Source organism: Sporocytophaga sp., from assembly GCF_017745095.1.
Taxonomy (GTDB): domain Bacteria; phylum Bacteroidota; class Bacteroidia; order Cytophagales; family Cytophagaceae; genus Sporocytophaga.
On sequence record NZ_JAGHZZ010000006.1, the window covers coordinates 217102 to 243421 of the forward strand.

12 protein-coding genes are annotated in these 26320 nt (G+C 35.0%); 2 read left to right on the forward strand and 10 right to left on the reverse strand.

What is annotated here, in order from left to right; all coding sequences use genetic code 11:
• Nucleotides 1–17 precede the first annotated feature (17 nt).
• The 6 genes from J7604_RS11355 to J7604_RS11380 all read right to left on the reverse strand — a co-directional run bounded on the left by J7604_RS11355 (nucleotide 18) and on the right by J7604_RS11380 (nucleotide 16599).
• Nucleotides 18–8672: an Ig-like domain-containing protein gene (locus J7604_RS11355; protein ID WP_293895748.1), complete on the reverse strand. Its 8655-nt coding sequence runs from the start codon at nucleotides 8670–8672 to the stop codon at nucleotides 18–20.
• Nucleotides 8673–9356: 684 nt separating this feature from the next.
• Nucleotides 9357–10061: a TolC family protein gene (locus J7604_RS11360; protein ID WP_293895751.1), complete on the reverse strand. Its 705-nt coding sequence runs from the start codon at nucleotides 10059–10061 to the stop codon at nucleotides 9357–9359.
• 51 nt (nucleotides 10062–10112) lie between these two features.
• Entirely contained in the window at nucleotides 10113–11603 is a 1491-nt protein-coding gene (locus J7604_RS11365) for an O-antigen ligase (RefSeq protein WP_293895754.1), read from the reverse strand.
• A gap of 135 nt (nucleotides 11604–11738) precedes the next feature.
• The gene (locus J7604_RS11370) at nucleotides 11739–12956 is read right to left on the reverse strand and encodes a glycosyltransferase (RefSeq protein ID WP_293895757.1); all 1218 of its coding nucleotides are present in this window, start codon (nucleotides 12954–12956) and stop codon (nucleotides 11739–11741) included.
• A gap of 3 nt (nucleotides 12957–12959) precedes the next feature.
• Nucleotides 12960–14321, reverse strand: a complete 1362-nt coding sequence (locus tag J7604_RS11375) for a flippase (RefSeq protein ID WP_293895760.1) — start codon at nucleotides 14319–14321, stop codon at nucleotides 12960–12962.
• Nucleotides 14322–14430: 109 nt separating this feature from the next.
• On the reverse strand, nucleotides 14431–16599 hold the full coding sequence (locus J7604_RS11380; protein ID WP_293895763.1) for an AAA family ATPase: 2169 nt from the start codon (nucleotides 16597–16599) through the stop codon (nucleotides 14431–14433).
• 126 nt (nucleotides 16600–16725) lie between these two features.
• On the opposite strand from J7604_RS11380, the gene J7604_RS11385 reads away from it, so the two are divergent.
• Complete coding sequence (locus tag J7604_RS11385) at nucleotides 16726–17895, forward strand: glycosyltransferase family 2 protein (protein WP_293895766.1); 1170 nt, start codon at nucleotides 16726–16728, stop codon at nucleotides 17893–17895.
• A 334-nt stretch (nucleotides 17896–18229) separates the two neighbouring features.
• On the opposite strand, the gene J7604_RS11390 is transcribed toward J7604_RS11385, so the two are convergent.
• Nucleotides 18230–19495: a glycosyltransferase family 2 protein gene (locus J7604_RS11390; RefSeq protein ID WP_293895769.1), complete on the reverse strand. Its 1266-nt coding sequence runs from the start codon at nucleotides 19493–19495 to the stop codon at nucleotides 18230–18232.
• A gap of 553 nt (nucleotides 19496–20048) precedes the next feature.
• Between J7604_RS11390 and J7604_RS11395 the strand changes: the two genes are divergently transcribed.
• On the forward strand, nucleotides 20049–22877 hold the full coding sequence (locus tag J7604_RS11395; RefSeq protein WP_293895772.1) for an Ig-like domain-containing protein: 2829 nt from the start codon (nucleotides 20049–20051) through the stop codon (nucleotides 22875–22877).
• A gap of 62 nt (nucleotides 22878–22939) precedes the next feature.
• On the opposite strand, the gene fabF is transcribed toward J7604_RS11395, so the two are convergent.
• The 3 genes from fabF to J7604_RS11410 all read right to left on the reverse strand — a co-directional run bounded on the left by fabF (nucleotide 22940) and on the right by J7604_RS11410 (nucleotide 26107).
• Nucleotides 22940–24184: a beta-ketoacyl-ACP synthase II gene (gene fabF, locus J7604_RS11400; protein WP_293895775.1), complete on the reverse strand. Its 1245-nt coding sequence runs from the start codon at nucleotides 24182–24184 to the stop codon at nucleotides 22940–22942.
• A 429-nt stretch (nucleotides 24185–24613) separates the two neighbouring features.
• Nucleotides 24614–24958: a tRNA-binding protein gene (locus J7604_RS11405; RefSeq protein WP_293895778.1), complete on the reverse strand. Its 345-nt coding sequence runs from the start codon at nucleotides 24956–24958 to the stop codon at nucleotides 24614–24616.
• A 132-nt stretch (nucleotides 24959–25090) separates the two neighbouring features.
• Nucleotides 25091–26107: a glutamine synthetase beta-grasp domain-containing protein gene (locus tag J7604_RS11410; protein ID WP_293895781.1), complete on the reverse strand. Its 1017-nt coding sequence runs from the start codon at nucleotides 26105–26107 to the stop codon at nucleotides 25091–25093.
• Nucleotides 26108–26320 lie beyond the last annotated feature (213 nt).

A 26320-nucleotide genomic window follows, 5' to 3' on the forward strand; every position in this document is an offset into this window, starting at 1 on the left:
TAAATCTAAGACTGAATCTATCTTTTGATAACCTTCAATACTTTATTTTTTCCGTCTTCAGTTGTTACATTCACCAGATACATTCCTGGGGTCAAGTTAGAAAGATCTAATCGAACTGATCCCATTGAGTATGTTTCTGCTGGAATTTCAATCGCAACTTTACCCATCTCATCAATCAATGAAATCTTAACAGGCTGGTCAATTTCCTCATTAAACTCTACATTTAGAATATCAGATGCAGGGTTCGGTGAAAGACTTACATTAAGACTATTGCTTATTGCAGATGATGACGCAAATTGAGCAAATCTAACAGGAGGATTTTCACTTGTAGATAAGATTTCAATTCCATTGATCAATGGGTTACTACTAACTCTGATCAAATCTAAATCAAGAACGCCATCACTTACATGAACAACAAATGTTTTCTGGAATGGGAAATCACCACTGCCTTCTGCATAATAATCCATGTTCGTAGCAACTACCACATTTTCCAAAGCAATAGATGCTTTTCTGCTGTTAAGGCTGGTAGCATTTGCCTTGAAGTATAACTTCACTTTATAATTTCCATTCGCAACTGGGAAATTATACTGAAGTGGCAATGTAGTGCTGTATCTGTAAGTTCCAAATAAAGCTAATGGTGCATCTGTGTTATTGATTCCAGAATAAGTTACAGTTGCAACCAAATTGGTATTATTAGCAACCAAATCTAAATATGCACATGGAGCTGTATTTTTATCTGCAATCCAACTTAATACAGGATCTGAAATAACTGCTCCTCCGGCATTTACTCTGTAAAGAAGCTGATCGGCCACGACTGGAGCTGTTACTGTAACTGAAACTTGCTGAGTTGCTGAACCGCCTTTAGAATCTGTAGCTTTTACAGTGAAGCTATATGTTCCTGCATTAATAGCTGCTGGCGCTAAAGTTATACTTCCACTTCCATTTAAGTTATCTGTAAATGTAGCAAATGAAGGTAACCCTGTTACCGATAATGTGATTGCATCTCCATCCTGGTCAGTTGACGATATATTAACAACCAGAGTATTTGGAGCGACTACTGTTTTATCGGCTATTGGAGTTATAACCGGATTGTGGTTTACAGGCACGACTGGAGCATTTACTAGAATTGTAACTACTTCCGAAACAACTCCGCCTTTGCTGTCATTTGCAGTAATTGTCACATTGTACAAACCTTCAGTATTTGAAGTCGGATTCACAACTATATTTCCTGTTCCATTTAAGTTATCAGTAAATACAGCGAATGAAGGTAAATTACTAGCAGATAGGATCAGTGCATCGCCATCTAGATCTGTTGCAGAAATTCCTATTGTTAAACTATTAGGAATAGTAACTGTCTGAGGTGCAACTCCTTCAATTACAGGATTATGATTAACCGGGGCATTTACTGTTATCGAAATTACCTGAGATGCTGTAGCACCTTTGCTATCTGTAGCTGTTAGGGTAACCTCATAAGCTCCTTGATTGCCTACTGCTGGATTCAACACAATTGATCCAGTTCCATTTGAATTATCGGTAAAGGTTGCAAATGAAGGAAGACCACTTACTGAGAATGTAATTGCATCTCCATCTTCATCTGTTGCTGAAACTCCTACTGTAAGACTGTTAGGAATAGTAACTGTTTGAGGTGCAACTGATACAATTACTGGATTATGATTAACCGGTGCATTTACAGCTATCGAAATTACCTGAGAAGCTGTAGCACCTCTGCTGTCTGTAGCAGTCAAAGTTACTTCATAAGAACCTTCTTTGCCTACTGCTGGATTTACAACAATAGATCCTGTTCCATTTGAATTATCGGTAAAGGTTGCAAATGAAGGAAGACCACTTACTGAGAATGTAACTGCATCTCCATCTTCATCTGTTGCTGAGACTCCAACTGTAAGACTGTTAGGAATAGTAACTGTTTGAGGTGCAACTGATGCTATTACTGGATTATTGTTAACTGCAGCTGCATTTATTGCTATGGAAATAATTTGGGCTGCTGTACCACCTTTACTATCTGTAGCAGTTAAGGTAACCTCGTAAGAACCTTCATTGCCTACTGCTGGATTTAATACAATTGATCCAGTTCCATTTGAATTATCAGTAAAGGTTGCAAATGAAGGAAGACCACTTACTGAGAATGTAACCGCATCTCCATCTACATCTGTTGCAGAAACTCCTACTGTAAGACTGTTAGGAATAGTAACTGTCTGAGGTGCAACTGAAGCAATTACTGGACTATGATTAACTGGAGCATTTACTACTATTGATATAGCTTGCGTAGCTGTTCCACCTCTGCTATCTGTTGCAGTTAAAGTAACTTCATAAGAACCATCATTACCCGCTGCTGGATTTAATACAATAGATCCTGTTCCATTTAAGTTATCTGTAAAGGTTGCAAATGATGGAAGACCACTTACCGACAAGGTTATTGCATCTCCATCTGCATCAGTTGCAGAAAGACCTACAATTAAAGCATTTGGTATTGTAACCGTCTGAGGTGACAGAGGAGAAATAACCGGATTCTGATTTGGTGCAGGATTAATGGTTACTGTAAAGTTCTGAGTAGCTATGCCACCATTGTTATCAGCAGCAGTTAATGTTAATGTATAATCTCCTGCATTACTTGTACCAGGGGTAACAACCACATTTCCAGTTCCATTTCCATTATCTGTAAACGTAGCAAAAGACGGTAATCCGGTAACTGAAAGGGTAACTGGATCTGAATCCTCATCTGTTGCAGAAACCCCGAATGCAAGTACATTTGGAATTGTAACACTTTGTGGTGCAATGTCTGCAATTACAGGGTTATGATTTACAGGAGCACTAGTACTAACATTTACTGTAAACGCTTTAGTTGATATTCCACCCTTATTATCGTTAGCACTAACTACTAAAACATAGTTACCTACATTATCGACTGAAGGATTAAATAATATGCTTCCTGTTCCATCTTCATTATTAATGAAGTAAGCAAAAGAAGGAAGTCCTGAAACGGAAAGAGAAGCAATATCGCCATCAGCATCGCTTGTGTTGATTGCAACACTCACGCTATTAAAAATATTTAATACCTGATCAGCAATAGGTGCTATTACAGGATTGTGATTTGGAGCAGGTTCTTCAACTTTAACTATTTCTACTCCACTAATAACAGAATTACCTGTAACTCTTACAATGTCAAGATCTAAAATACCATCTGTAACATTTACGTAAAGAGTTTTCATGATGGGATCATTTCCACCTTCTGCATAAACGTCAAAGTTTGTTAACATTTGAGTGTTTTCAAGCTTAATGTTCATCACTCTTTGTCCAACACCTGTTACTCTAGCCCAGAAATATAACTTCACTTTATAATATCCATTGGAAACCGGGAAATTATATTGCATCGGAACATTGTTCTGAACATATCTATACATTGAATACATTGAATTTGGAGCATCAGTTCTGTTAACCGCATTAAATGTATAAGTCTGAGTCAGGTTCTGGGTAGCCGGATCCAAATATGGAGACGGAACTTCTTTAGTATCTGCAGCCCAATCGAAAGGAGGTGTACTTATTGAAGGTCCTCCAGTATGTACTTTGTAAACAGTTGTCTCTGTTACATTATTAGTAACAGTCAAGACAAAAGATATGCTATCCTTTCCACCTTGACCATCATTAGAAGACAATGAGATATTGTAAGTGCCAGCATCGGTTAATCCAGGATTTACAATAATCCTTCCTTTACCATTAAGATCATCAACAAATGTTGCAAATGAAGGAATTCCATAACCTTTAAGTGTAATTTGATCCGGATCAATGTCATTTGTTTGAATCGCAATAACTAAAGTATTTGCTTCCTTTACAGTAGGGTTAACAATTGCTGTAAACTTAGGAGGTGTATTGATAAATGGTTTTACCAATGTAGTAGCAGATGCTACATTTGAAAATACTGAAGAGCCACCCTTGTTAAATCCTTTTAGTTTATAATAATAAGTAGTAGTCTGATTTAAAGTTGAATCAGAGTAAGAAGTAACATTTCTTTCCGAAATTAAAACTTTAGTATATGTACCTGTAGGAGTAGAAGATCTATATAATTCATAGCCTAGCTCATTATTAGCTGCATCACTCCATGTCAGATTGATCTTATTATATGAAATAGCCGATGCTACCAAGTCATTAGGTATTGTTGGTACAGGAGGTACGTAGTTTGTATCAATAGCCTCAAGTCTCTGAAGCAATGGAACTCTTACTGAAGAATTTCCGATCTGCTCTGTAAGAATTCTCGCGTTGTACCAGTCAATACCTTTATAGCTATACTCAGCAGCTTCTACAGCTGTCGTAGCTTTAGCGTATAAGTTTGGTACAAATTCTGTATATGGAGTTGGTGTATTCCACACTCCTTTATAAATATATTTAACAGTGTTGTTTACAAAGTTCTTAATAAATTTATCAGTTTGACCAACTAATGGGTGAATTCCATCATAAGGAGTAAGTATTCCCTGATTATTAAGAGTAAGTTCGTACATATCTAACCTTCCCTTTTTCTCTGCAAAATTGTAAAGTTCAGGAGTATACTTCTTTATTATATTATCAACTAAAATATTGAAAGGTAACGAACCTACTTCCTGGTTCAAACCACCATTAACTTTTGGATCAGTTTTATAATCACGGTAAGAGATTCTTGAGAAGAACGGAAGTTTTCCAGCGTTTATAATTGATTCAGCTATCTTATTGAACTGAGCTACAAACTGAGTTTTTGTATAAGAGCTGTATAGGTCTGAATAAAGTAGAGGTCTCTTTGGCGTAACGTTGTTTCCTCCCTGATGTATAAATACATACGAAGCGTGAGGGTGTCTCGCAAGAATTGCATCAATTGTTGAAGCCAATCCTCCTACATTCTGACCACTAACTGAGATATTGAATATTACAGGCTCATAACCCTGACCAGGAAATGCTGCCTCAATCTCTTTTTTCACTTCATTATGACTTCCCCAAGCTTCCTCAATAGAAGCACCACAGATCAAGAAATAATTATCTCTTCCTGTTTGAGAAAACTGATACAGACCAAATTCTTTCAGCAATACGTTTCCTGTGAAATTATTTGTAAATGAAAGTCTTATCCACTTTCCACCATAAGCCTGTGGAATATCAAACTTTTGAAGGTCATTTTCAAATGCAGATACATAAGGGCTAGCAACTGCTGTCCAGGTTCCATCTACACCATTTGTTGAATTATCAGATGTAAATGCTGTTACAGGTACAGACTCAATGTTATTCTCTATGTTAAATACAAACATTCCATCGTTTGTCATAACAGGGAGTTTAACAGAAACAGATCTTGTACCACCTGGTGTAACTGTAAGTTTCGTTAGATAATCCTGCTTATTCTTAAGTGAAGTAACAAAGTTAGCATCATCACCATTATCAGCAGCTTCGACAGCAGCAATTCTCCAGCTTCCGGCATTAGGAGCATAAGGAGCCTGAGGAACATTTACTGTAAGCACAGCTGAATATCCTGAAACACCATCATGCGCGTTATACGCCTTCCATCTATAGTAATAAGTTGCCCCTTCAACACCACCATCCGTATAGGTAGTTGTATTTGCTGGTAATGCAGCTAATTGCACATATCCGGAATTTATGTCAGAACTTTTCTCTAGAATAAATCCATCTTCATTAGTAGCATTATCCTTCCAAGAAAGGTTAATTTTCAAAACAGATTTCACATCAGCTGCAAGGTTAGTTGGAACCTGAGGGATGTTTACCAATGTTACTGCATTAACAATAGAAGTATAGCCTGAATAACCTCCATCATTTTGTGCTCTTACACGATAATAAAATGAAGTATTAGATTCAAGATCAGTATTTGTATATGTTAAAGTATTTGCAGGAACATTATCTATAACTGTGAAGTTATTTGAATTATACTCAGCTCTTTCAATAACAAAATTATCTTCATTATTAGAGTCTGTCCAGGTTAATTTAACCTGAGAATAAGATAATACCTGTGCTACAAGAGAACCTGGATTACTAGGTGCTGCAGGTTTGGCAGTTGTAGTTGCGTTAACGATTGTAGGATAAGCAGCTTCCCCATTTGGAGTAATAGATCTTACTTTATAGTAATATTTCGTCGATGCACTTAATCCGTTATCAGTAAATGTCAATGCATTCCCTGTATAAATAAGCGTATTGGTAGTACCTCCAGAGTTTGTTCTATATAATTCAAAATTTACATTTGGAGCAGAATTAGTCCATGTAACTTTAATCTTAGAAGAACTCACAGCTGCAGCTGATAATGAGGTTATAGCCGCCGGAGGTGTAGATGCAGTAGCACTTGTTCCTGTAAACAATACAGAACTTGGTATAATCATTTTGGTAACACCAGGACCAGAATAACTTACATCACATTGTTCGCCACCACCTATTTCAAAGAAATCTACTTTGATAGCATGTTTACCAACAGGTAAAGTTACAGTACCAGATTTTTCTTGTGGTGCATGAGCGCCATCATTATTAACAATCAGATTATTGTTGATATAAAGTTTACTACCGTCATCAGAATTTGTATAAAAAGTATAAGTACCGGCAGTAGTTATATTAATATATCCTGTAAATCTAAATCCGAAATAATCAGACTTTACTTTCGGAGTTAAAGAAAATGTAGTTACAGAACCTGTCTTCACTGGGGTAAGTGTGCTGAAATCAGGAAGCACAGTCCAGTTACCTTCATAATAAGAATAATCTAATCCATTAAGATTAGTAGAGAAGGAAACCTGATTACTTGGGTTTGACAACAACCCTGCATTGTCTATTGCTCTTACAGTAATTGCATAATAAGTATCTCTATTAAGGTTGGTTACTGTAAATGGAGATGCATTTGCCTCTGCAATTACTGTATTACCAGCGTAAATAAGATATTTATTCAGGCCATAATTATCTGTACTTGCAGTCCAAGTTAAACTTACACTTGTACTTGTTTTAGCAGTGATAGTTAAATTAAGAGGAGTGGTCGGAATAACATTATCCAGAGAAGTTTTTCCATATTTTTCTAAAGAATATGTCGAACCTCCATTATTATTTATTGCTCTTATTTTATAATAATATGTTTTATCCTGAATTAGCAGGTCATCTTCATAAGTTACAGTATTGGCAGGTACAACCTTTCTGAATATGTATGGCCCACCTGAAGTTGTTGCGTGGTAGATCTCAAATCCATTTTCATTATCGGATTTATCTTCCCAAAAAAGTTTAATCTTTTTAGTAGAAGTTCCAACAGCTGTGAGATTAGCAGGTGCTATTGGTGTATTAGGTTGATTACCTACTGTTACTAATACTGGTGCTGAAGCTTCGCTTTGGCATCCTCCAGGAGAGGTAACTTTTACAGTATAGGAACCTGCTGTAGAAGTTGTAATGTTTTGTGTCGTTGCTCCTGTTGACCATAAATAAGAATATCCTGCAGGAGCACCTAGTGAAACAGATGTTTTACCATCAAGAGATGGTAGAGCAATACTGCTAAACTGAGTTATAGTTACCGGAGCAGTAGGAGCCTTAAAAATAATATTTACTGGTTCTGACCAGTCTGTCCAAACACTTTCTCCACTATAGTAATATTTCTTCTGCTTAAATCTTACAGAATAAGCCCCAGGTTCAGCAGCTGAATATGTATTAGAATTAGCATTAGCAATAACAACTCCATCCTTTCTCCACTCATACGCTTCGTATCCAGGTGAAATACCTAACAATCTGCTGTCATTTATATTCTGGCAAATACCTAAATCTCCATTGTTCCAAACTTTAATTTTAAGCTTGCTTTGTGAAAACATCCAATTTAACCAAACCGGACTATTATATAAGGTTGTCCATGCATCGTGGCCAACGTTTGGAACATAAGTATAAATAGGATTACCAGCCACATTTTTAACTACTGGCCAAATTTGTTTATTGGTTGATGCGTCATAAGTAAGAATAGGAGAAGCTCCATATTTTCTTAACGAGTCCATCATTTTAATCGAATTCTCAGGACGAGGATTGGTATCAAGCTGTCCTTGAACTGTCCATATCGGATTATAAATGATATTATTAGCTAAATATAAATTTCCTGTAGCACTATGAGGTGATGTAGCTGCAAATAAACCAGGGTATCTGAATAACATTTCCCATACACCTTGTCCACCACCGGATAATCCGTGGATGTATACTCTATTTATATCTACAGGATAAGTTCTGAACAGATAATCTAAAAGTTCGACCAAAACTGCCATTGGTCTTTCGGGTGTCACAGAGTAATCACCACTACCATCAGAAGAAGACCAACCTCCTCCGAACGTTTGTGGATGAACGTAAAAAGCCGGATACTTCCCTACGGAATCCAGCTCCATTTTTCCACCCCAACCAAGTTGACAAATATTTATTCCCCTTTGTGTACTGCAATCTGTACTCATCCCCTCGCCTTTCCCATGTAACATTATCACCATTGGATATCGCGTCACCTGATCTAATGGGTTATAAGTTAAAGGCTTCAATAACCTGTACGGCATTGTATAGTTTTCTACCGCAGCTGACCCTTTAAAGAAGAGAGAATCAAACGCTTTTGTATTCCAACTCCAGGAAATTCCGCTATACTGCGCCTTGGAATGGATAATACCTACCCCCCAGAAACAGAGGATGAAGAATAAAAATTTTTTCATAAAGTTTTGTAAACGTTTAGTGAAAATTGATTTTTTCAAACTAAAATTTTAAAATGATTGAATCTAAAAATTTATAATATGTCCCGATAAGACAAAAGTAAGATCTATCATACCTTCAATATCTCCCCTTTTTAATACAAAAATTACATTATCTTAATTATTCGTCGAAAAAAAAGACAAATAGTACTAATCCTTGAAAAAAAATAATCCAACTTAGAAATTTTAACTATTTACGTACTAAACATAAATCCTATCCTAATTTTTCCACCTTTTATTCAAAATATTAATTAAAACCAATTAATAATCAACAAATTAAAGTCAAAAGCAAAAGAAATGACAAATAAAAAAAATAGACTAATAAACTTATTTATTAGACAAAACAACAATTAACATAGATAAAATAAATTAAAATATAAGAGATGACCATGATTTTATCGCCTAATTCTTACTCCGATTAAAAGTTATAAATCGTCGATAAATTATAAAACTAGTTTTTTTACAATCTGTGGAAATATTCCACACATTCATTTTTTAAAAAAAATAACAAAAATATTACACTACTTAATCTATGTCGTCACATGAATAGCACAACAAGAATATTGCATTATATAAGGAATATGAAGTTTTGTCTTTGAAAAATTAAATTTTTTATATTGAAGATAAACGCCCGAAAAAAATGGGGTTCTACTTATGCTGCTCCAGCATTTCCTTATAACCTGGAATATTTTCAATTTTCATAGCCAGTAATTCTTCCAATGAGGATTTGGCGATTGCCAGCTGGGTTCTTTGAGTTAATAAGTCTTCTAATTTCGTATTATAGATAGCATCAAATTCATTAAATTCATTTAAAGTGGCTTTTCCACCTTTATACTTTTCCTTAACTATTTTATTCATTAAGGCCGCATCTTCATAACTTGCTGTTCTCAATTTTAGCAAATCGAGTGCGAGCACATAAGTATAATATCTTTTCAGAACTTCACTTCTTATTGATAGCCTCTGAGTATTAAGTCTTGTCTCCGCAATTGCAACATCCCTTTTAGCCTGCTTGGATGTGTTAGGCAGCAATAATAAATCACCTATAGCTAAGCTAACCCCCAAACCAAAAATTGGTTTCTGACTTATGGTACCATCTCCCAACACTTTGTTATTGAAATTATAAGTAAGTCTCAGATTACGGGTGAAGCGCATTTGTTCTGGATATACCTCTTTTCTGCTTTTTTCCAAAAGCAATCTGAATTCTTCATTTTCCGGATAATTTTTCCAGGCAATATCAACTAACTGCTCTTCAAATAATGAGTCCTGAGCAGAGAATTCCCTGTTATAATTAATCGTTTGAGCAAACGAAAGATTTGAAAGCATCAACAAAACCAAGAAAAATATCCTCTTCATTATTCTATGATATCTTATAAAATTAAATAATTTTCACCTAAAAACTAAAAATTATCCTACTTTTAATGCTTCATCAAGTTCTTTTAATTTCACTAATAGAGCAATTAGTACATAGAATATAACAATAGTAGGATAAATTGTTATTGCCTGCTGAGGGAAGTTCGCGACGATAAGACTATATACAACCGTCAAAATCATTCCTAGATATGCTTTTATCTTTGGATCTTTAACACTATAATAATTTTTAATTCCAACTTTTAGAATTGTAAAAAAAACACATAGATTTATAATTAAACCTATCCATCCCATTTCCACAGCAACTCTCATATATCCACTGTCTGGCTTAAAGTCTGATAAGGGCGAATTAGGTGAAAAACGTTGTCCCCAAACTCCTACACTACCCAATCCTCCCCCAAGAGGATGAGTTTGGATATAAGGTTGAATATTTTTTTGGTTAACTGCTCTTACATTATAAGACGGATCCTCTTCAAATTGAAAAGTTGATCGTATCCTAGTCAGACTGTTGGACCCTAATGGCCCTAAACTCTTTATAGGGCTAATAATTATTACAGTCCCAAGAAAAAATATTATTCCTGAAATAATTAATATATTTCTTCTGAATGTAAGCAAAGTAAAAAACATAAAACCTACAGGTACCAATGCATAGGCTGTTCTTGTCCCGGAATAAATCATTGAATTAAGCATTGTACATCCTGCTATTGTCAATAAAATCTTCTTTAAGTCAGAAAAGGGACCAGCCAACAGGGCAAAGCAAGCTAACCCTGAAAATCCCATTACAATTCCAAAGGTTGTCGGATCATTGAGAAATGAAAATTTCCTGAAGCGCCCCCAATTATAATATAAATTATACCTCAGTTCATCTTCCATAATCCAATCCAACTCGAATTGCATTAAACCATGCACCTCCTGAAATATTCCGTAAGCTCCTGCTAAGAACGACAAGAACAGCCAGATCTTAATAAAAATGCTAACATGATCGATTGTTTTAAAGGAATATAATGCAATAAAGAATAATACCATTATACCCGCCATACTTCTTATGGTATAAAACCAAGCCAGACGTGAGGCTGCGCCAGGATTGAGCACTTGAATCAGGTTATAGAAAATCCAAACCAAAATCACGTAACTGATAGGATTTTTTGCAAAGCTCCAGTCGCGTTCTCTGGTTTGTTTTATAAAAAGTCCGAAAAACATTAAAAAAATCAACGCATCCATTGTTAAACCTAATGGAGCATTGACAAATCGAAGTACTGTTAATATGAAAAATGAGAGTATTAAAACTATAAAAACCCCGATTTCAAGTTGAAAAAGGCATGTAAATATCACTGGTACCCCCACTATCAGACACAGCATAACCGCACCTGCCACCAGACCACCTTTGCTCACAATAAAAGCAAAAGAAATGGCTAAAAATGCCAGCAATATATATCCTGGTACATTATTAAATTTTTCAATAATGGCTTTTCTTGTAAACCATTCTTTTGCTTCACCCAACTTTTCCTTTAATAATCCTTCCATCATCAAAAGAATAATATTTTAATAAAGAAAAATACACAGGTAACAAGGCAGAAAAGAATCATAAACTTCTCTAGAGCCTTATTAAAAGCTTCATTTTCTCTTTCCTCCTTTTTTTTCATTGCAATTTCCTTTATCTGATTATTTACTTTCTATATAAGGGTCTACGATTTCCCAAAAACTATTTACTCTTGCCGACCATGTATTTTTCTCTGCAAATTGAATTCTGAACTTTCTATTTTCCTCATTGTCGCTTTTTATAGCTTCTTCAATTTTATTCAGAAATTCTTCATGCGTGTCTGCTAAATATGCCGCATCTCTGAAATCGTTGATATCATCAGAGAATCTAGATGAAACCACAGGTGTGCCTGTAGCCAAATATTCATTCACTTTAAGCGGATAAATACTTTTTGTCAGATCATTGCACACGAAAGGAATGATCGCACAATTAATGTTTTGAAGATAGCCCGGCAATTCCTCCAGTTTTTTTCCTCCGGTAATGACAACATTAGGATATTTATCCAGACCAAAGTCCTTATAGGTTTCATATTTACTAGGCCCTACAAGCAATAGGATTTTATCCTTATGAAATTCTGCGATTTTTTTCAGTAGCAAGTAATCTACTCTCAGCTTATCAAGATTACCTACATAACCAATCACTTTTTTGTTATTCCCTTCCAATTCATTTGGCTGATCTAGCTTGCTGTATGCAGCAGTTTTGAATAATTCAACATCAGCTGCATTTGGAAGGTAATGAACATCTGAAGAGTATGCTTTCATGAGTTTTGTCAATTGCTGAGAAGTAGCAAGTGTAAGATCAGCAGAAGCGACTGCATTCTTTTCTAACCTTGGCCCATGCTTAGAAGTATAGCCACTCTGAGCAATATCATCTACAGTTTGATAAATCTTTAGTAATGGCCTTATCTTTTCAGGAAGTTGTCTGACATAAAACGGGTTAAAGGAATTTATAAAGATATACTTCTTTACATCATAATCCTTTATGATCCTCGATATGGTCATGGAAATCAGCTTGTCATTCGCGGATGACAAAGCATCATAAAAATACCCTGAAGGAAGAAAATTATTGGGTATTGTTAATGGAGGTGTAACTGCTGTAAAATTATCAGATAACCCCTTAACTTTTTTATATATGTTTTTACCAAAAATTAAAGCAGATTTTCTCGTTTGAATTTTGGGGCTTCTATTCTGTGTAATAAAGTCTTTAATAGTAAACGGATTGTCAATATAAAACACCCGATTGTTTTTCGAAAACTCTTTTGCTAAAGAATATGAAGTTGATGAATAATTACCATCCCATCTTGGCAGGGCAAAAAAGATAATGTCTAAATCACGATTCATAAATCAGTTTTTTATATTAATCTGCAATCCCCCAAGCTTCATCTTTGTAACTGCGATGTTAAAAACATCTATATAAAAATTTCTGGCATACATGAATGTATTGATTGTCCTGATATCCAATAATCTTTTTAATATAATTTGATTCAGGGTAAATACTATTGCATACGTGGTTAATGTTCCATACACAGCTCCTATCAATCCAAACCGGGAAATATACAAGTAATTAAACAGTGCGGTCAAACATGCTCCGAAGATTACAAAATAGAAGTTAACTTTGGGCTTTCCTATAGAATCCAGCACAGTTCCAAACTGACGGGCATAAGGCACAAAAAAGCTATAAATGATTGTCACTTGCAGGATCGGCACGGTATCCAGATAATTATCTCCAGCTATTACCTGAATAATAAACTTAGGAAAGACAAGAACAAATATCATCGCAGGAAGCATGATTGCTATGAGGATTCCAACTGATTTTTCATATAAATATTTTACAGCTGAAGGGCCCTCAGATTGCATTCTTTTAGCGCTTTGCGGAAATACAATTGTTGCCACAGATAAAGTAGGAGCTTCAATAAGTGTAGAGATACGCAATGCAGCTGTATATGTTGCAACAGAGGCTGTAGATATCATAGATCCCAGCATTGCCTGATCTATATTTTTATTTACCATAGCACTCACATTTGTGCCAAAGGTATATTTACCGTAGTGAAAAATTTTATTAAACCATTCTTTACTTAACGAAGCAGAAAACTCAAGCCCTTTCCTCACTGCCAGATAACTTACCAGAGACCCGATCAGGGCAGCAACTGTTTGAACGTTTACAAGAGTAACCAAACTATATTCGAAATCTATGAGGTAGCTTATTAAAATGAAAAGGAAAATAGTTCCGTATCTCGCAATCGTTGCGATAAAAACGCCCTTAAAGTCTCCCCTTGCATGTTGTATAAATTCAAATTGAGTTGAGGGAATCAAAGCAAAAGAAGTAAGCAAAGAATAATAGAGCATTACATCCAGGTTAGGTGCCTTCCATAACTCTGTAAGGTAGGATGCAATAGCTACAATAATAACTGAGGTAGCCAGCGTAAATACAACATTCATTACCAGTGAAGCAGTATTAATAAACGGATGTTCGGCTTCAGGTTCAGAGGCTAAAAACTTTACCTGAGAGTTTCTTATCAATCCTGCTCTCGCAGTTTCGATCAGATAAAATATTGTTGTAAACAGAGCATAAATACCAAACTCTGTTTTTGAATATGTCCTTACAAGAAAGTAGAACCCGCCAAAATTAAAAAATATGATGGCAAACTTTTGAAGGGTCGTATATATACCCGACTGAATCCAGTATGAATTTTTAGAAAATTTCATTATCTTCTGAATATTAAAAATACATTATATAATCTGAAACCTTATCCCCTATAAGCACTGGCCCTGTGCACAAAAATCTATATTATTAATTTATATAAACCTTTATTAATTATAAAATAATATGGTCTGCTTCAACCTTGTTAAGCACAAAGCCTGCAAACTTTCCATTCAAACCTGTTAAGTATTCGAATGATCTTTTATCTACATTTTTTATTTCGGAATCTGCTGAAATGATACCGATTACTTTATCAGCATAAATTGCAAACTCATATGCATCCGGATATTCATTTAGATCTGATGCTTCAAGCATTATAAAGTCATACTTCTCTTTTGCCCTATTCAGAAATTCAACAAAGTTTCTGCCAGCAAAAAATTCTGAAGGAGACGCTAATGTATTTTTTGATGCAATCAGATCGACTCCGTTTATATCCGTTTTTGTAATAAGATTAAATCCACATTGAGCCAGATCTTTATTGCTATTGGTATCATCCAGATTTAAATAATTCTCAATTTTAACTTTAGCAGAAAGTGCTTTTGTAATATTATTCCCTTTCAGATTGCTGTCTATAATCAGAATTTTGTTGTTATTAAGACTTAAAGTATTTGCCAGTGCAAGTATGGAAAATGATTTCCCCTGCCCTTTTTGTGTACTGGTAAAGAGGAATACTTTTGAATTCGATTGCTCCATCTGGAAGCGCACTTTTCTCAATTGATTTCTGAATGCATTATTGGAGTTGCTCGCATCAATAGCTGTTAAAAGATTGCCCTTTTTAGTGTTAATTTTCTGAAGGCTCCCCAAAAGAACAAAGTTTGTAAGGTTTACAAAATTTGAAGGAGTCCTTACGCTCACATCTAAATATTCAAGTACAAATACAAAAACGATACAGAATGTAAAGCTAATAACTCCTGCTAGTATCGTCAGCAATGATTTATTTGTAGGTTGAGGAGCGTTGGCCGGAAGCCCCAGCTCTGACTGACGAATATTACCAGCATTGGCAGAAGTACTTTTAGCAGCATTAAATTTATCCAGGATTTTCAAGTATTCTTCTTTCGCAACAGACACTGCCAATTCCAATCTTGATATTGCTGTTTCTTTATTTGCAAAATTTGAAAGATTTCCTTTCAAGCTAATAATCGAACTTTCAATTGAACTGAGATTTTCAGTAGCAATTTCCAGCTCAATTTCTGTATTGATCTTTTTCTCCATCAGATCTATCCCCGCATTGCTGATACTCCCACCAGTATTCTCATTAAGAGATCTTGAAATCTGGTTTTCCAACTGATTCCTTAGAGCATTAAGAGAGTCTCTAAGTACTTTGTTGGTCATTCCGGAAACTACATACCTATTATTGAGATCAGAAATTTTACCTTTCAAATCATAAATTTTTGAGTTGGAGCTACCATTTGACACTTCAGATTCATCGATACCACCCCTATTCAATTCCTTTTTAATTAATGCAAGGGCTCTCTTTAATGCTTGTATCTTTTTGTATTCCTCTTCCCTGCTAAGCTCCAATCGTGCCGCCTGATCAAGTTTCGCTTGAGTTTCCAGACCATAGTTGGTAACAGCATGCATCTCTTTGAATTTATTCAAAGAATCAATTTTGTTATCCAACTCTTCCTTTTTTTCTACTAAAATTTTAGAATAGTAATTCAGTGATGATTCACTTTTCTGATTCTTGATGTACCCATAATATCTCGCCACTTCTTCGCATAACACGTTTACTGCATAAGCTGATAACTTAGGATTGGTAGAAGAAAATTTTACTTCAATGTAATCACTGTTAGGAACTCGGGTAACTGTAAAATTATCCGTAAGTGATGGATACTCGTAACCAAGGGTCTTTAATACCTTAATTGCATTCAGCTCGCGGTCATCATTACCATAAATGATATCAAGAGAATCGTACTTAGCTTTGTAAACCTTTACAATTTCAGTTAATTCTTCAGTATTAAATTCATCCTTTACTTTATAAACCTTTCCGAATGGTTGTTCCGAACGGAGATCATTCAATACAAGTCTGTATGATACAAGACTCATACAATGTGGAGAACTGATTATTTCAGTAAGGTTGTTAAATTTATTAGTAATAGTAACTGCATTTTCATTTTTTTCATCATTCCTTTCTGTAAACCCGGTGGCCAACTGAGCAGATGAAACATAAATTTTGGGAGCTCTTGATACAAGTAAAAATGTTGCCATTGAACTCAAAATGGTAATACCTAAAATCAGCCATTTCCTTTTCAATAAAACCTTTAAAAAAAGTTTAAAATCCATGCTAAATACAATTTTATTATTTATCGCTTATTACAAATTTAACAAATTATATTCATTAAACTTATGATGTTCTTTACTAATATTTACTTAAATTAAGCCTAAATTTCGAACTTTAATTAATTTAACATGAATATTTTTGAAGTACTATTCTGGCTAGGAATTTTCACAATTTTTTATTCTTATGTAGGGTATGGCATTTTATTATTTGCACTGGTAAAAATCAAACGAATTTTCAATCCTGTTACCTCTACTTCAGATCCTGATTTCGAACCTGAAGTTTCCTTTATAGTCCCATCATATAATGAAGCTGGTATTATTGAAGACAAAATCAGAAACTGCCTTTCTTTTGATTATCCTACAGAAAAACTAAACGTGATTTTTATTACAGATGGTTCTAATGATGGCACTCCGGAAATTGCGTCGAGATATAAAGGAGTAACTGTGCTTCATGAAGCCAAAAGAGGTGGTAAATCTGCTGCAGAAAATCGATCCATGAAATTTGTGAATACTCCTGTTGTCATCTTTTCTGATGCCAATACCATATTACCAGCCAATGCTATCAGGGAAATCGTTAAGCATTATGCTGACCCCGCTGTTGGAGCAGTATCTGGTGAAAAAAGAATTTTAAAGAAAGAAAAGGATTCTGCTTCTGGAGCAGGTGAAGGAATCTATTGGAAATATGAGTCCTTTTTAAAACGCATGGACTCCGAGTTACTAACAATCGTTGGTGCAGCAGGAGAATTATTCTCATTCAGAAAAGAACTATTTTCTGATCTGGAAGAAGACACCATCCTGGATGATTTTATGGTATCAATGAGAATTGCTTCTCAGGGATATCGGGTAATATATGAGCCTAAAGCTTATGCTATGGAAACTGCTTCTGAAAGTGTTACGGAAGAACTTAAACGTAAAATAAGAATTAGCGCAGGTGCCTGGCAGTCTATGGTGCGCCTTAGTTACATATTAAATCCATTTAAACATTTTACTCTTACATTTCAATATATTTCTCATAGGGTTTTAAGATGGACGCTTGCCCCTTTATTTTTACTGATACTTATTCCTCTTAATTTTCTTTTGATCAATAATTCTCCCTTGTATGAAGTTATACTTGCCGGGCAATTGTTCTTTTATGCATTGGCTCTTCTAGGCTGGTATTTAGAAAATAAACAAATCAGGATAAAGGCATTATTTGTTCCTTACTATTTCTTTATCATGAACTATGCTGTGTATCTAGGCCTGTTTAGATACCTGAAAGGAAAACAATCTGCAGTATGGGAAAAAGCCAAAAGAGCTTAACCAAAGAACAATCAATACTTATTAAGAATCAAAAAGGGCTTTCAATTACACTTGGAAGTCCTTTTTTTATTTAGAGATCAACTTTAAATCTACACGCTATTATTTCTATAGACACATTACTTATAAAAATCTTTTCAATGAGAAGGAGACAGTAAATGATATTGCACAACACTTGTCTAAACAAACCAAACTTAGCTTTTAAGCAATATCTTTGATTACATTAATCAAGTACTTAATAAAAATTTAGATGATTAGAGAATATAAGACCAATATGATGTAAATCACAGAGCTTATACTAGTATCCCAGCCTTTTAAGAAAGAAATCTGTGTAGATTTATTTTACCCCTGACTCTATTTCTTCTTCAGTATTAATGATAACATTACCAGAATGAGGAGTATGAATAAATTTTTTATTAGCGCCTTTCAGTTTAAATAAAGTCAGAAACATCAAAATCAAAACCTTTGGTAATTCTAGCGCGGCATTGAGAGTTTGTTTGTTATAATACTTATTAGGAATAGACAAAAATACGCTACTGCATTTAACCAACGCAATGGCTACCCAAAAATAAACTCCGGGAAATAAATCAAATGCAAATACACCTTTTAAACAAACTGAAATGAAGGCCATTAAGGATACAAAACCCAACAATAACATTCTTGGCAATAAAAATTGCTGAAATGCTTTGTCAAAAAAATCATAATTACCTCTACTCGCCAGGTGGTAAAAACCTGATAAAAAATATTTCCTAAAATAGTGAAGCTGAGCAGAAATCCATCTCCTCCTTTGATTTTTGAAAACCTCTGAATTCTCTACTTTTTCATCATAAACATATGCATCTTCTACATATTCAATTTCCAATCCGTCTCTTAGTATTTTTAATTCAGACTCTTTATCAAAACCGCCAATTGCATTATTGGTCTTCATTAAAGATTTGTAATACCTATAATCAAATGCCATTCCTGACCCTATTAGTCCAGAAGACAAGCCCAATACCCTATGCCCTTTTCGGTAAACATGATTATTGATTTCTTCACTGATAGCATCTAGTATAGCAAATTTAGTATTAAGGTTCTTCGCTACTCTGTGCCCTTGTATGGCTTTTACTCCAGTATAAACAAGCCGTGAATTTAACTTATCGATAAAATCTGGAGCCATTATATTATCAGCATCGAGAATCAAAACGTAATCATATATTTCAGGCAGGACTCTAAATGCTTCATTAATGGATTTTGCTTTAGTGCTTTGATCAAAACTAACTTCGACCAACTTCAGTGGCATGGTTTTGAGCAATTCTATACTTGCTGGCTTTAAAGAATCTGCAATAACTATAACATCAAAATATTCAGCTGGGTATATCTGCTTTAATGCCTCCTTTGCAGTATTCAAAATCACTTCATCTTCTTTATAAGATGGTATAAACACAGCAAATTTTTTAAAACTTGTTGAATATGGGGTACTTTTCGTTTTACCTAACCTTCCTGCCAAAGCAAAAATAAAAGCATAGAAAACCGAAATTGATACATAAATAAATACTACTCCCAGAAAAGCATTGAAAAGTACCATCAATTGAATGATCTCATGAAAAGAATTGCTTACCAAATATAGAAAAAATCGGCTAAACCTTAAATAAATACACTTTTAATATTTTTAATAATTAATATCCTCAAGACCTTTCAATCACTTATAAAATTCAGCTAATTAAAATCCGATTAAAACCAAGAGTGCTTTAAAATGAATTAAAACAAATATTAGAATAATCCATTTTAGCTGCTAATTGATTTAAATCCCCTCATTAATCCTGCTAATTTATAGTGCCTTCTAAACAAGCCTTCCCCAATATCCAACACAAGAGTATTAATAAATCTAACTATGCTTCAAAAAAATAACTTTCATGAAAAATTATTACACAATACTAAAAGCAATAAAAACTACAAAATTATTTTACATCTATATAAAATAAATATTCGTCGAATTACAAGCAACAAACATTAAACTTCATTATCAAATAGAATATACAATCGACCCATTTATTATAAATTTCCAAATTAAATAATACATCAATTTGCAATACATATCCTTTTCAAGAAAAAACAAGAAATAATCCTTAATCAAAACACGAACAAAAACTTAAAGAACAACAAACACAACAAACATGAAAAATCCGCTACTTGAGAGAAGGCTCCCCTTCTTTAATACCACGTTTATATTTTTTTTATTATTAATCATACCTTTTGTTTCTTTTTCACAAAATCATAAGAAAATAGGCACTGTCAGCTCTTTTGTAAGCTCAATAAGCAAGCAGAAAAGGTCTGGAAAATCTGAAAAAATATTTCTAACTACTGATTCGTCTTATTCAGGATTTTTCAATTTCATATCATCAGAGGGACAAAAAAATAAGGCTATTGGAACACTTAAAGACTATCCGAAATCCAATATTTATTTCAACATCGAAAATGAAAAGCTAGATGGAAAGGCCATTATTCCGGAAATTGAAAAAGCTTATGAATATTATTCTGATCAGCTTGGTGATGTTTATGTAAAAGAAGTAGCAATAGATAAAGTAATTTGCATAAACTATGGCGAGCCAGTCAATTCTCTGATTAACACCAATACCTCAACTGCCATTTCAGCCCCAGCACTAAACCTACAAAGCTCACCCGGCGCTCAAGGAGTTATATTACTTGACTTTGACGGTCAATATATTTCGGGAACATACTGGAATGGAGGTAATCCCATTGACGCACTTCCTTGTGCTCTTTCTGAAAGTGAAATTATAGAAGTCTGGAAACTTGTAAGTGAAGATTACAGACCATTTAACATTAATATAACTACCAGTGAAAGTGTCTATCAGGCTGCACCTTTAGATAAAAGAATGCGTTGCATTTTCACGCCAACCACAACCGCGTCACCAGGTGCTGGTGGCATTGCATATATTGGCTCTTTCACTTGGGGTACTGATACTCCTTGCTGGGTATTTAATGATGGAATTAAAGGAGCCGGAGAAGCCGCTTCTCATGAAATTGGACATACTCTCGGTCTCAGTCATGATGGAAGGATATCAGCACAAGAAGAATACTTTTCAGGTACAGAAGAATGGGCTCCTATAATGGGGATAGGGTATTACTCCAAAATTGTACAATGGAGCAAAGGTGAATATGCTGATGCGAGTAACCAGCAAGACGATATTGCCATTATATCCTCAGGCGTGGCAAACCTGGGATTCAGAATAGATGAAGCTGGGACTATTACAGGTTCATTCAAACAACTCGTTTATACAGATGCAGGAGAAGTAAATGCAGATCAAAATTCCGGAGTTATCACTAGTGCTGAAGACGAAGATATATATTACTTTACAACTTCTGGCGGTTCAACCAATTTGCTGATCAATCCTTCTTCATCTAATCCCAATCTCGATATAAATGCCAGTATTACTGATGGAGAAGGAAAGATTGTTGCATTCTCATCTCCTTTAGATAGCCTTTCTTCTAAGCTAACTGTTAATCTCAATGCAGGAACATATTACCTCCATATTAAAGGATCAGGGAAAATTAGTTTAACAACAATAGACTATTCAGAATATGGTTCAATCGGAGAATATTTTATTTCAGGTATCATAAATTTCACTCCAACTATAAATAAGGCTCCTTCTGTATCTCTGCTCATTCCAGCTAATGGAAGCATATTCCTAGCCCCATCAATTGAATTAATTGCTGATGCAATTGACACTGACGGCAAAGTGGTAAAGGTTGAATTTTATACTGGAAAAACCAAGATTGGAGAAGATACAATTGCTCCCTTCTCTCTTACATGGAAAACTGCGACTGCTGGTATAATCAAGCTAACCGCTAAAGCAACCGACAACAAAGGAACGTACACTATCTCATCTGAGGTTTCCATTTCTATCAAAAACCCTATTGCTACTATCTACCAACATTGCAGCTACCAGTTAACTGGTTATGCAATCGGTCTGGATACAGGCAGATATACGACAGAAAGACTTTTATCATTGGGTATCAAGGATAAGGACATCTCAGGGGCTAAGATTACTGCAGGTTATGAAATTACACTTTATCAAAATAATAATTTTACAGGAAGCTCAATAACACTAAGAGTAAATGATAATTGTTTGTATGACAACAAACTTAACGATTCCATTTCCTCATTAATAATCAGAGAGATTCCCAACATTCCCCCCTCCATTGTTATCACTTCTCCGAAATCAGGAACAGTTATTACAGAAGGATCAGATCTTACTATAACAGCAGAGGCTACTGATTCTGACGGACAAGTAAGCGTTGTAAACTTCTACAAAGAAAGGGAAAACCTATTCGCTTCAACAACTGCTCCATATACTTACACAATATCTAAAATTGCTGCCGGAACATACAATTTCAAGGCTATAGTAACAGATAACAAAGGTGCATCCGTATCTTCAGAAGTAATTACAATTAACGTTGTATCTCCTGAGTTACCGGTTGGCATTAATGGTCCTTCATGCATAGAAGCAGGACTTACATATATCTATACTTTCAAAAATGACCAGCCAACTACCAATATCTCTTGGTGGACAATCAGTGATGCGAAAATAATACGTGATGGTTCCGATTATAAAAAAGTAAATGTCAATTTTAGCCAGTATAATAACACTTCGGTTTCATTATATGCAGGAGTGAGCTATGTGATTGCACCATTCTATAAAGAATACTCCAAATTGATCCTTTTAGGAAACTGTCCTGACAATAAAAGAACAGCAGTTAATTCAGCTCCACATCCATTTATATCTACAACAAATATTTCAGTAGACAATGGAGACAACATTTTATCTGTAAAAATATGCGACCTTCAAGGAAAAGAAGTTTATTCTTCAGGTCCATTGAATTCTGAAGCTATAGAGGTAGGAGAAAATCTTAGCCAAGGTTTGTATATTCTTCACATTACAACTCTTAATGGAAGTTACACCAGAACAATACTTAAAAACTAAATAGCCAATAAAAAGAGGGTCGACTAATCAGTGACCCTCTTTTTTTATGAATTTGAGAAAATTTAATTTTCGTATTTTTTAAACAAAGCAGTTGCAATATGTCCCCCGAAACCAAAGGTGTTACTTATTGCATAATTCACTTTTTTACTCACAGCTTTACCTAGGGTAAGATCAAACTTATTTCCAAAATCACCATCAACATTTTCCGTATTGATGGTTGGAGGCACCAGGTCATTTCTCACTGCATTAATACATACTATTGCTTCAATAGCACCCGCTGCTCCAAGCAAATGACCAGTCATAGATTTAGTTGCGCTGATATTCAATCCCGAGTTAACTCCAAACACCCTTTCAATTGCTTTCAGCTCGCTCATATCTCCCATTGGAGTTGAAGTAGCATGGGCATTTACATATCCAACTTCAGAAGCCTTTACGCCTGCATCTTCCAGAGAAAGCATAATTCCATTATAAGCACCATCACCATCCGGATGAGTTCCTGTCAGGTGATAAGCATCCGCTGCCATTCCACCTCCTACTATTTCAGCTATGATCGGAGCGTTTCTTCTTTTAGCTGATTCATATTCTTCGAGAATAATAGCTCCGGCCCCTTCTCCCATCACAAATCCATCTCTGCTTACATCAAATGGTCTTGAAGCACAAGAGTAATTATCATTGTTGGTTGAAAGCGCTTTAAGAGCATTAAAACCACCAATAGAACTTTGATTTACAGGGGCTTCAGATCCACCAGTAATGATCATATCAGCTTTCCCCCAACGAATATAATTGAAGGCATCGATCAATGCAGTATTAGAAGCAGCACAGGCAGAAGTTGTGGTAAAGTTTATCCCTTTTAATCCATATTTTATGGATATGATTCCAGAAGCAATGTTCACCAGTCTTTTTGGAATAAAAAACGGATTAAACTTTGGCATTCTGTTATTTACAATATACTCGCTGTATTGTTCTTCAAAAGTAATAACTCCACCATCTGCAGAACCCCAGATTACACCAATCCGATGAGGGTTAAGTTCACCAAATGATATATTAGCGTTTTTAACAGCTTCTCCAACTGCAATCAGAGCATATTGGGTAAACATATCATATTTTCTGGCTTCACTTTTTTCAATAAACTTTAGAGGATCAAAGTTTTTAAGTTCGCATGCAAATTTTGTTTTAAAATGTTGTGCATCAAACTTTGTTATTGGGGCTGCTCCACTTTTTCCTTCTATAAGAGACTTCCAAAATTCTTCTGCCGTGTTTCCAATTGGAGTTAAAGCTCCAGTACCCGTAATTACTACTCTTTTCATTTTTAAAATTATGATTACAAGGAATACTCCCTGATTCTTATCTCTTTAAGCAATTGGCTATAAACTGATATTCTTCTCTATACAATTATTTTTTTCAGGTAATTCATTTTAATGACAAATCACTCAAAAAAGAACAATACAAATTAATTCAGACCACTTCTACGTAGCAATACCATTCTATAGTTCCTTGATCACTACAAAAATTACTTTCATAATTCAGTCCAGGAAATAGAATAAAACGTAAGGGATGAAAATAATCGTGGAGGTTACAAGAGAAAAACCCATAAAAGCTAACAATGCTCTTTATCAATTTTATTGCAGTTAAATTTAAGTCAGCCGTTGTTGAATTTAAAATTCGGCTCTAAAAATAGGCTGTTCCAACCAAAATTGCAAATGGAATCATTTCTCTCCTTTAAAGATCGCAAAGACCTAAGCTATCCTCAGTCCATTTTCAGTTTTCGTATCAGGACGAAGCAAGACAATTTCTTTATTATCATTAACTGTCCCTAGCACAAGACATTCGCTCATAATATTTGCTATTTGCTTCGGAGGAAAATTTACAACAGCCACTATTTGCTTTCCTACCAACTCCTCTTTGGTGTAGAGTCTTGTGATTTGTGCTGAAGACTTCTTTACACCGAATACTCCAAAATCAATTTTTAATTTGTATGAAGGATTTTTAGCTTCAGGAAAATCTTCTGCACTTAAAATTGTACCGGTACGAATTTCAATTTTCTCAAAGTCAGACCAGGTAATAAATTCTTTTACATCCATATTGCAAAATAACCAGAAAAATTAGTCTAAAAATAGACCCCTGCTCGATTTACCCTATGAATTTTAGAAAAAAATAAGGGAAAGATGGCAGAACGCACCTTTCCCTTAAAAAATTCTTATATAAAAGAATTGTTAGTTACTAGAAACAGTTTTTACCGTCTTAATAATTCTTGACGCTACTTTGTAAGGATCAGCAGCAGAATTTGGACGACGATCTTCTAACCAACCTTTCCATCCACGCTCTACTGTAGCAATTGGAATACGAATAGAAGCACCACGATCAGATACTCCGTAAGAGAAAGTATCAATTGATTGAGTTTCGTGCTTACCCGTTAAACGAAGGTGGTTATCAGCACCGTAAACTTCGATATGCTCTTTTACAACAGGAGCAAATGCACTGCAGATGCTGTCATATACTTCCTTCTTACCTGCTGTACGAAGCGCAGAGTTAGAGAAGTTAGCATGCATACCTGAACCATTCCAGTCTAGTGATCCAAGTGGCTTGCAGTGCCAGTTGATAGAAACACCATATTTTTCCCCGATTCTTTCAAGTAAATAACGAGCAACCCAGATTTGATCTCCAGCTTCTTTAGCACCTTTGGCAAAAATCTGGAACTCCCACTGTCCTGCAGCTACTTCAGCATTGATCCCTTCTACATTCAAGCCAGCCTCAAGACAAACATCAAGATGTTCTTCTACGATTTCACGACCAAACGCATTTTTAGCACCTACTGAGCAGTAGTATGGACCTTGTGGAGCTGGATATCCATTTTCAGGGAATCCTAGCGGCTTATTTGTTGCAGGGTTCCACAAGAAGTACTCTTGCTCGAAACCAAACCAGAAATCATTATCATCATCATCGATAGTAGCACGACCATTTGTAGGATGCGGAGTTCCGTTTGGAGCTAAAACTTCACACATTACAAGGTAACCGTTCTTTCTTTGCGGGTCCTGACAGATAAAAACCGGCTTCAACAAACAGTCTGAAGATCCTCCAGGAGCTTGCTCTGTAGAAGAACCGTCAAAACACCACATTTCACAATCTTCCAATTTCCCGCTGAAATCATTAACAATTTTAGTTTTGCTACGAAGACTTTGTGTTGGTTTGTAACCATCAAGCCAGATGTACTCTAATTTCGATTTTGCCATTGCTAAATGAGCTTATTTTTGATTAATTAGTAAAGATTTTATTTAATTCACCCTCTTTTAAGAGGGTTACTTTGAAAACTTATATAAATTTTGTGAATTTTAGCCAAAAAACAAAAGATCAAGTCATTTTTTTTATTTTTTTTATCCACATCATAAAAATACTTCTTTTAGGTGAATAATTGGCATTTTTTCTAATGTACCCCTTTAATTTCA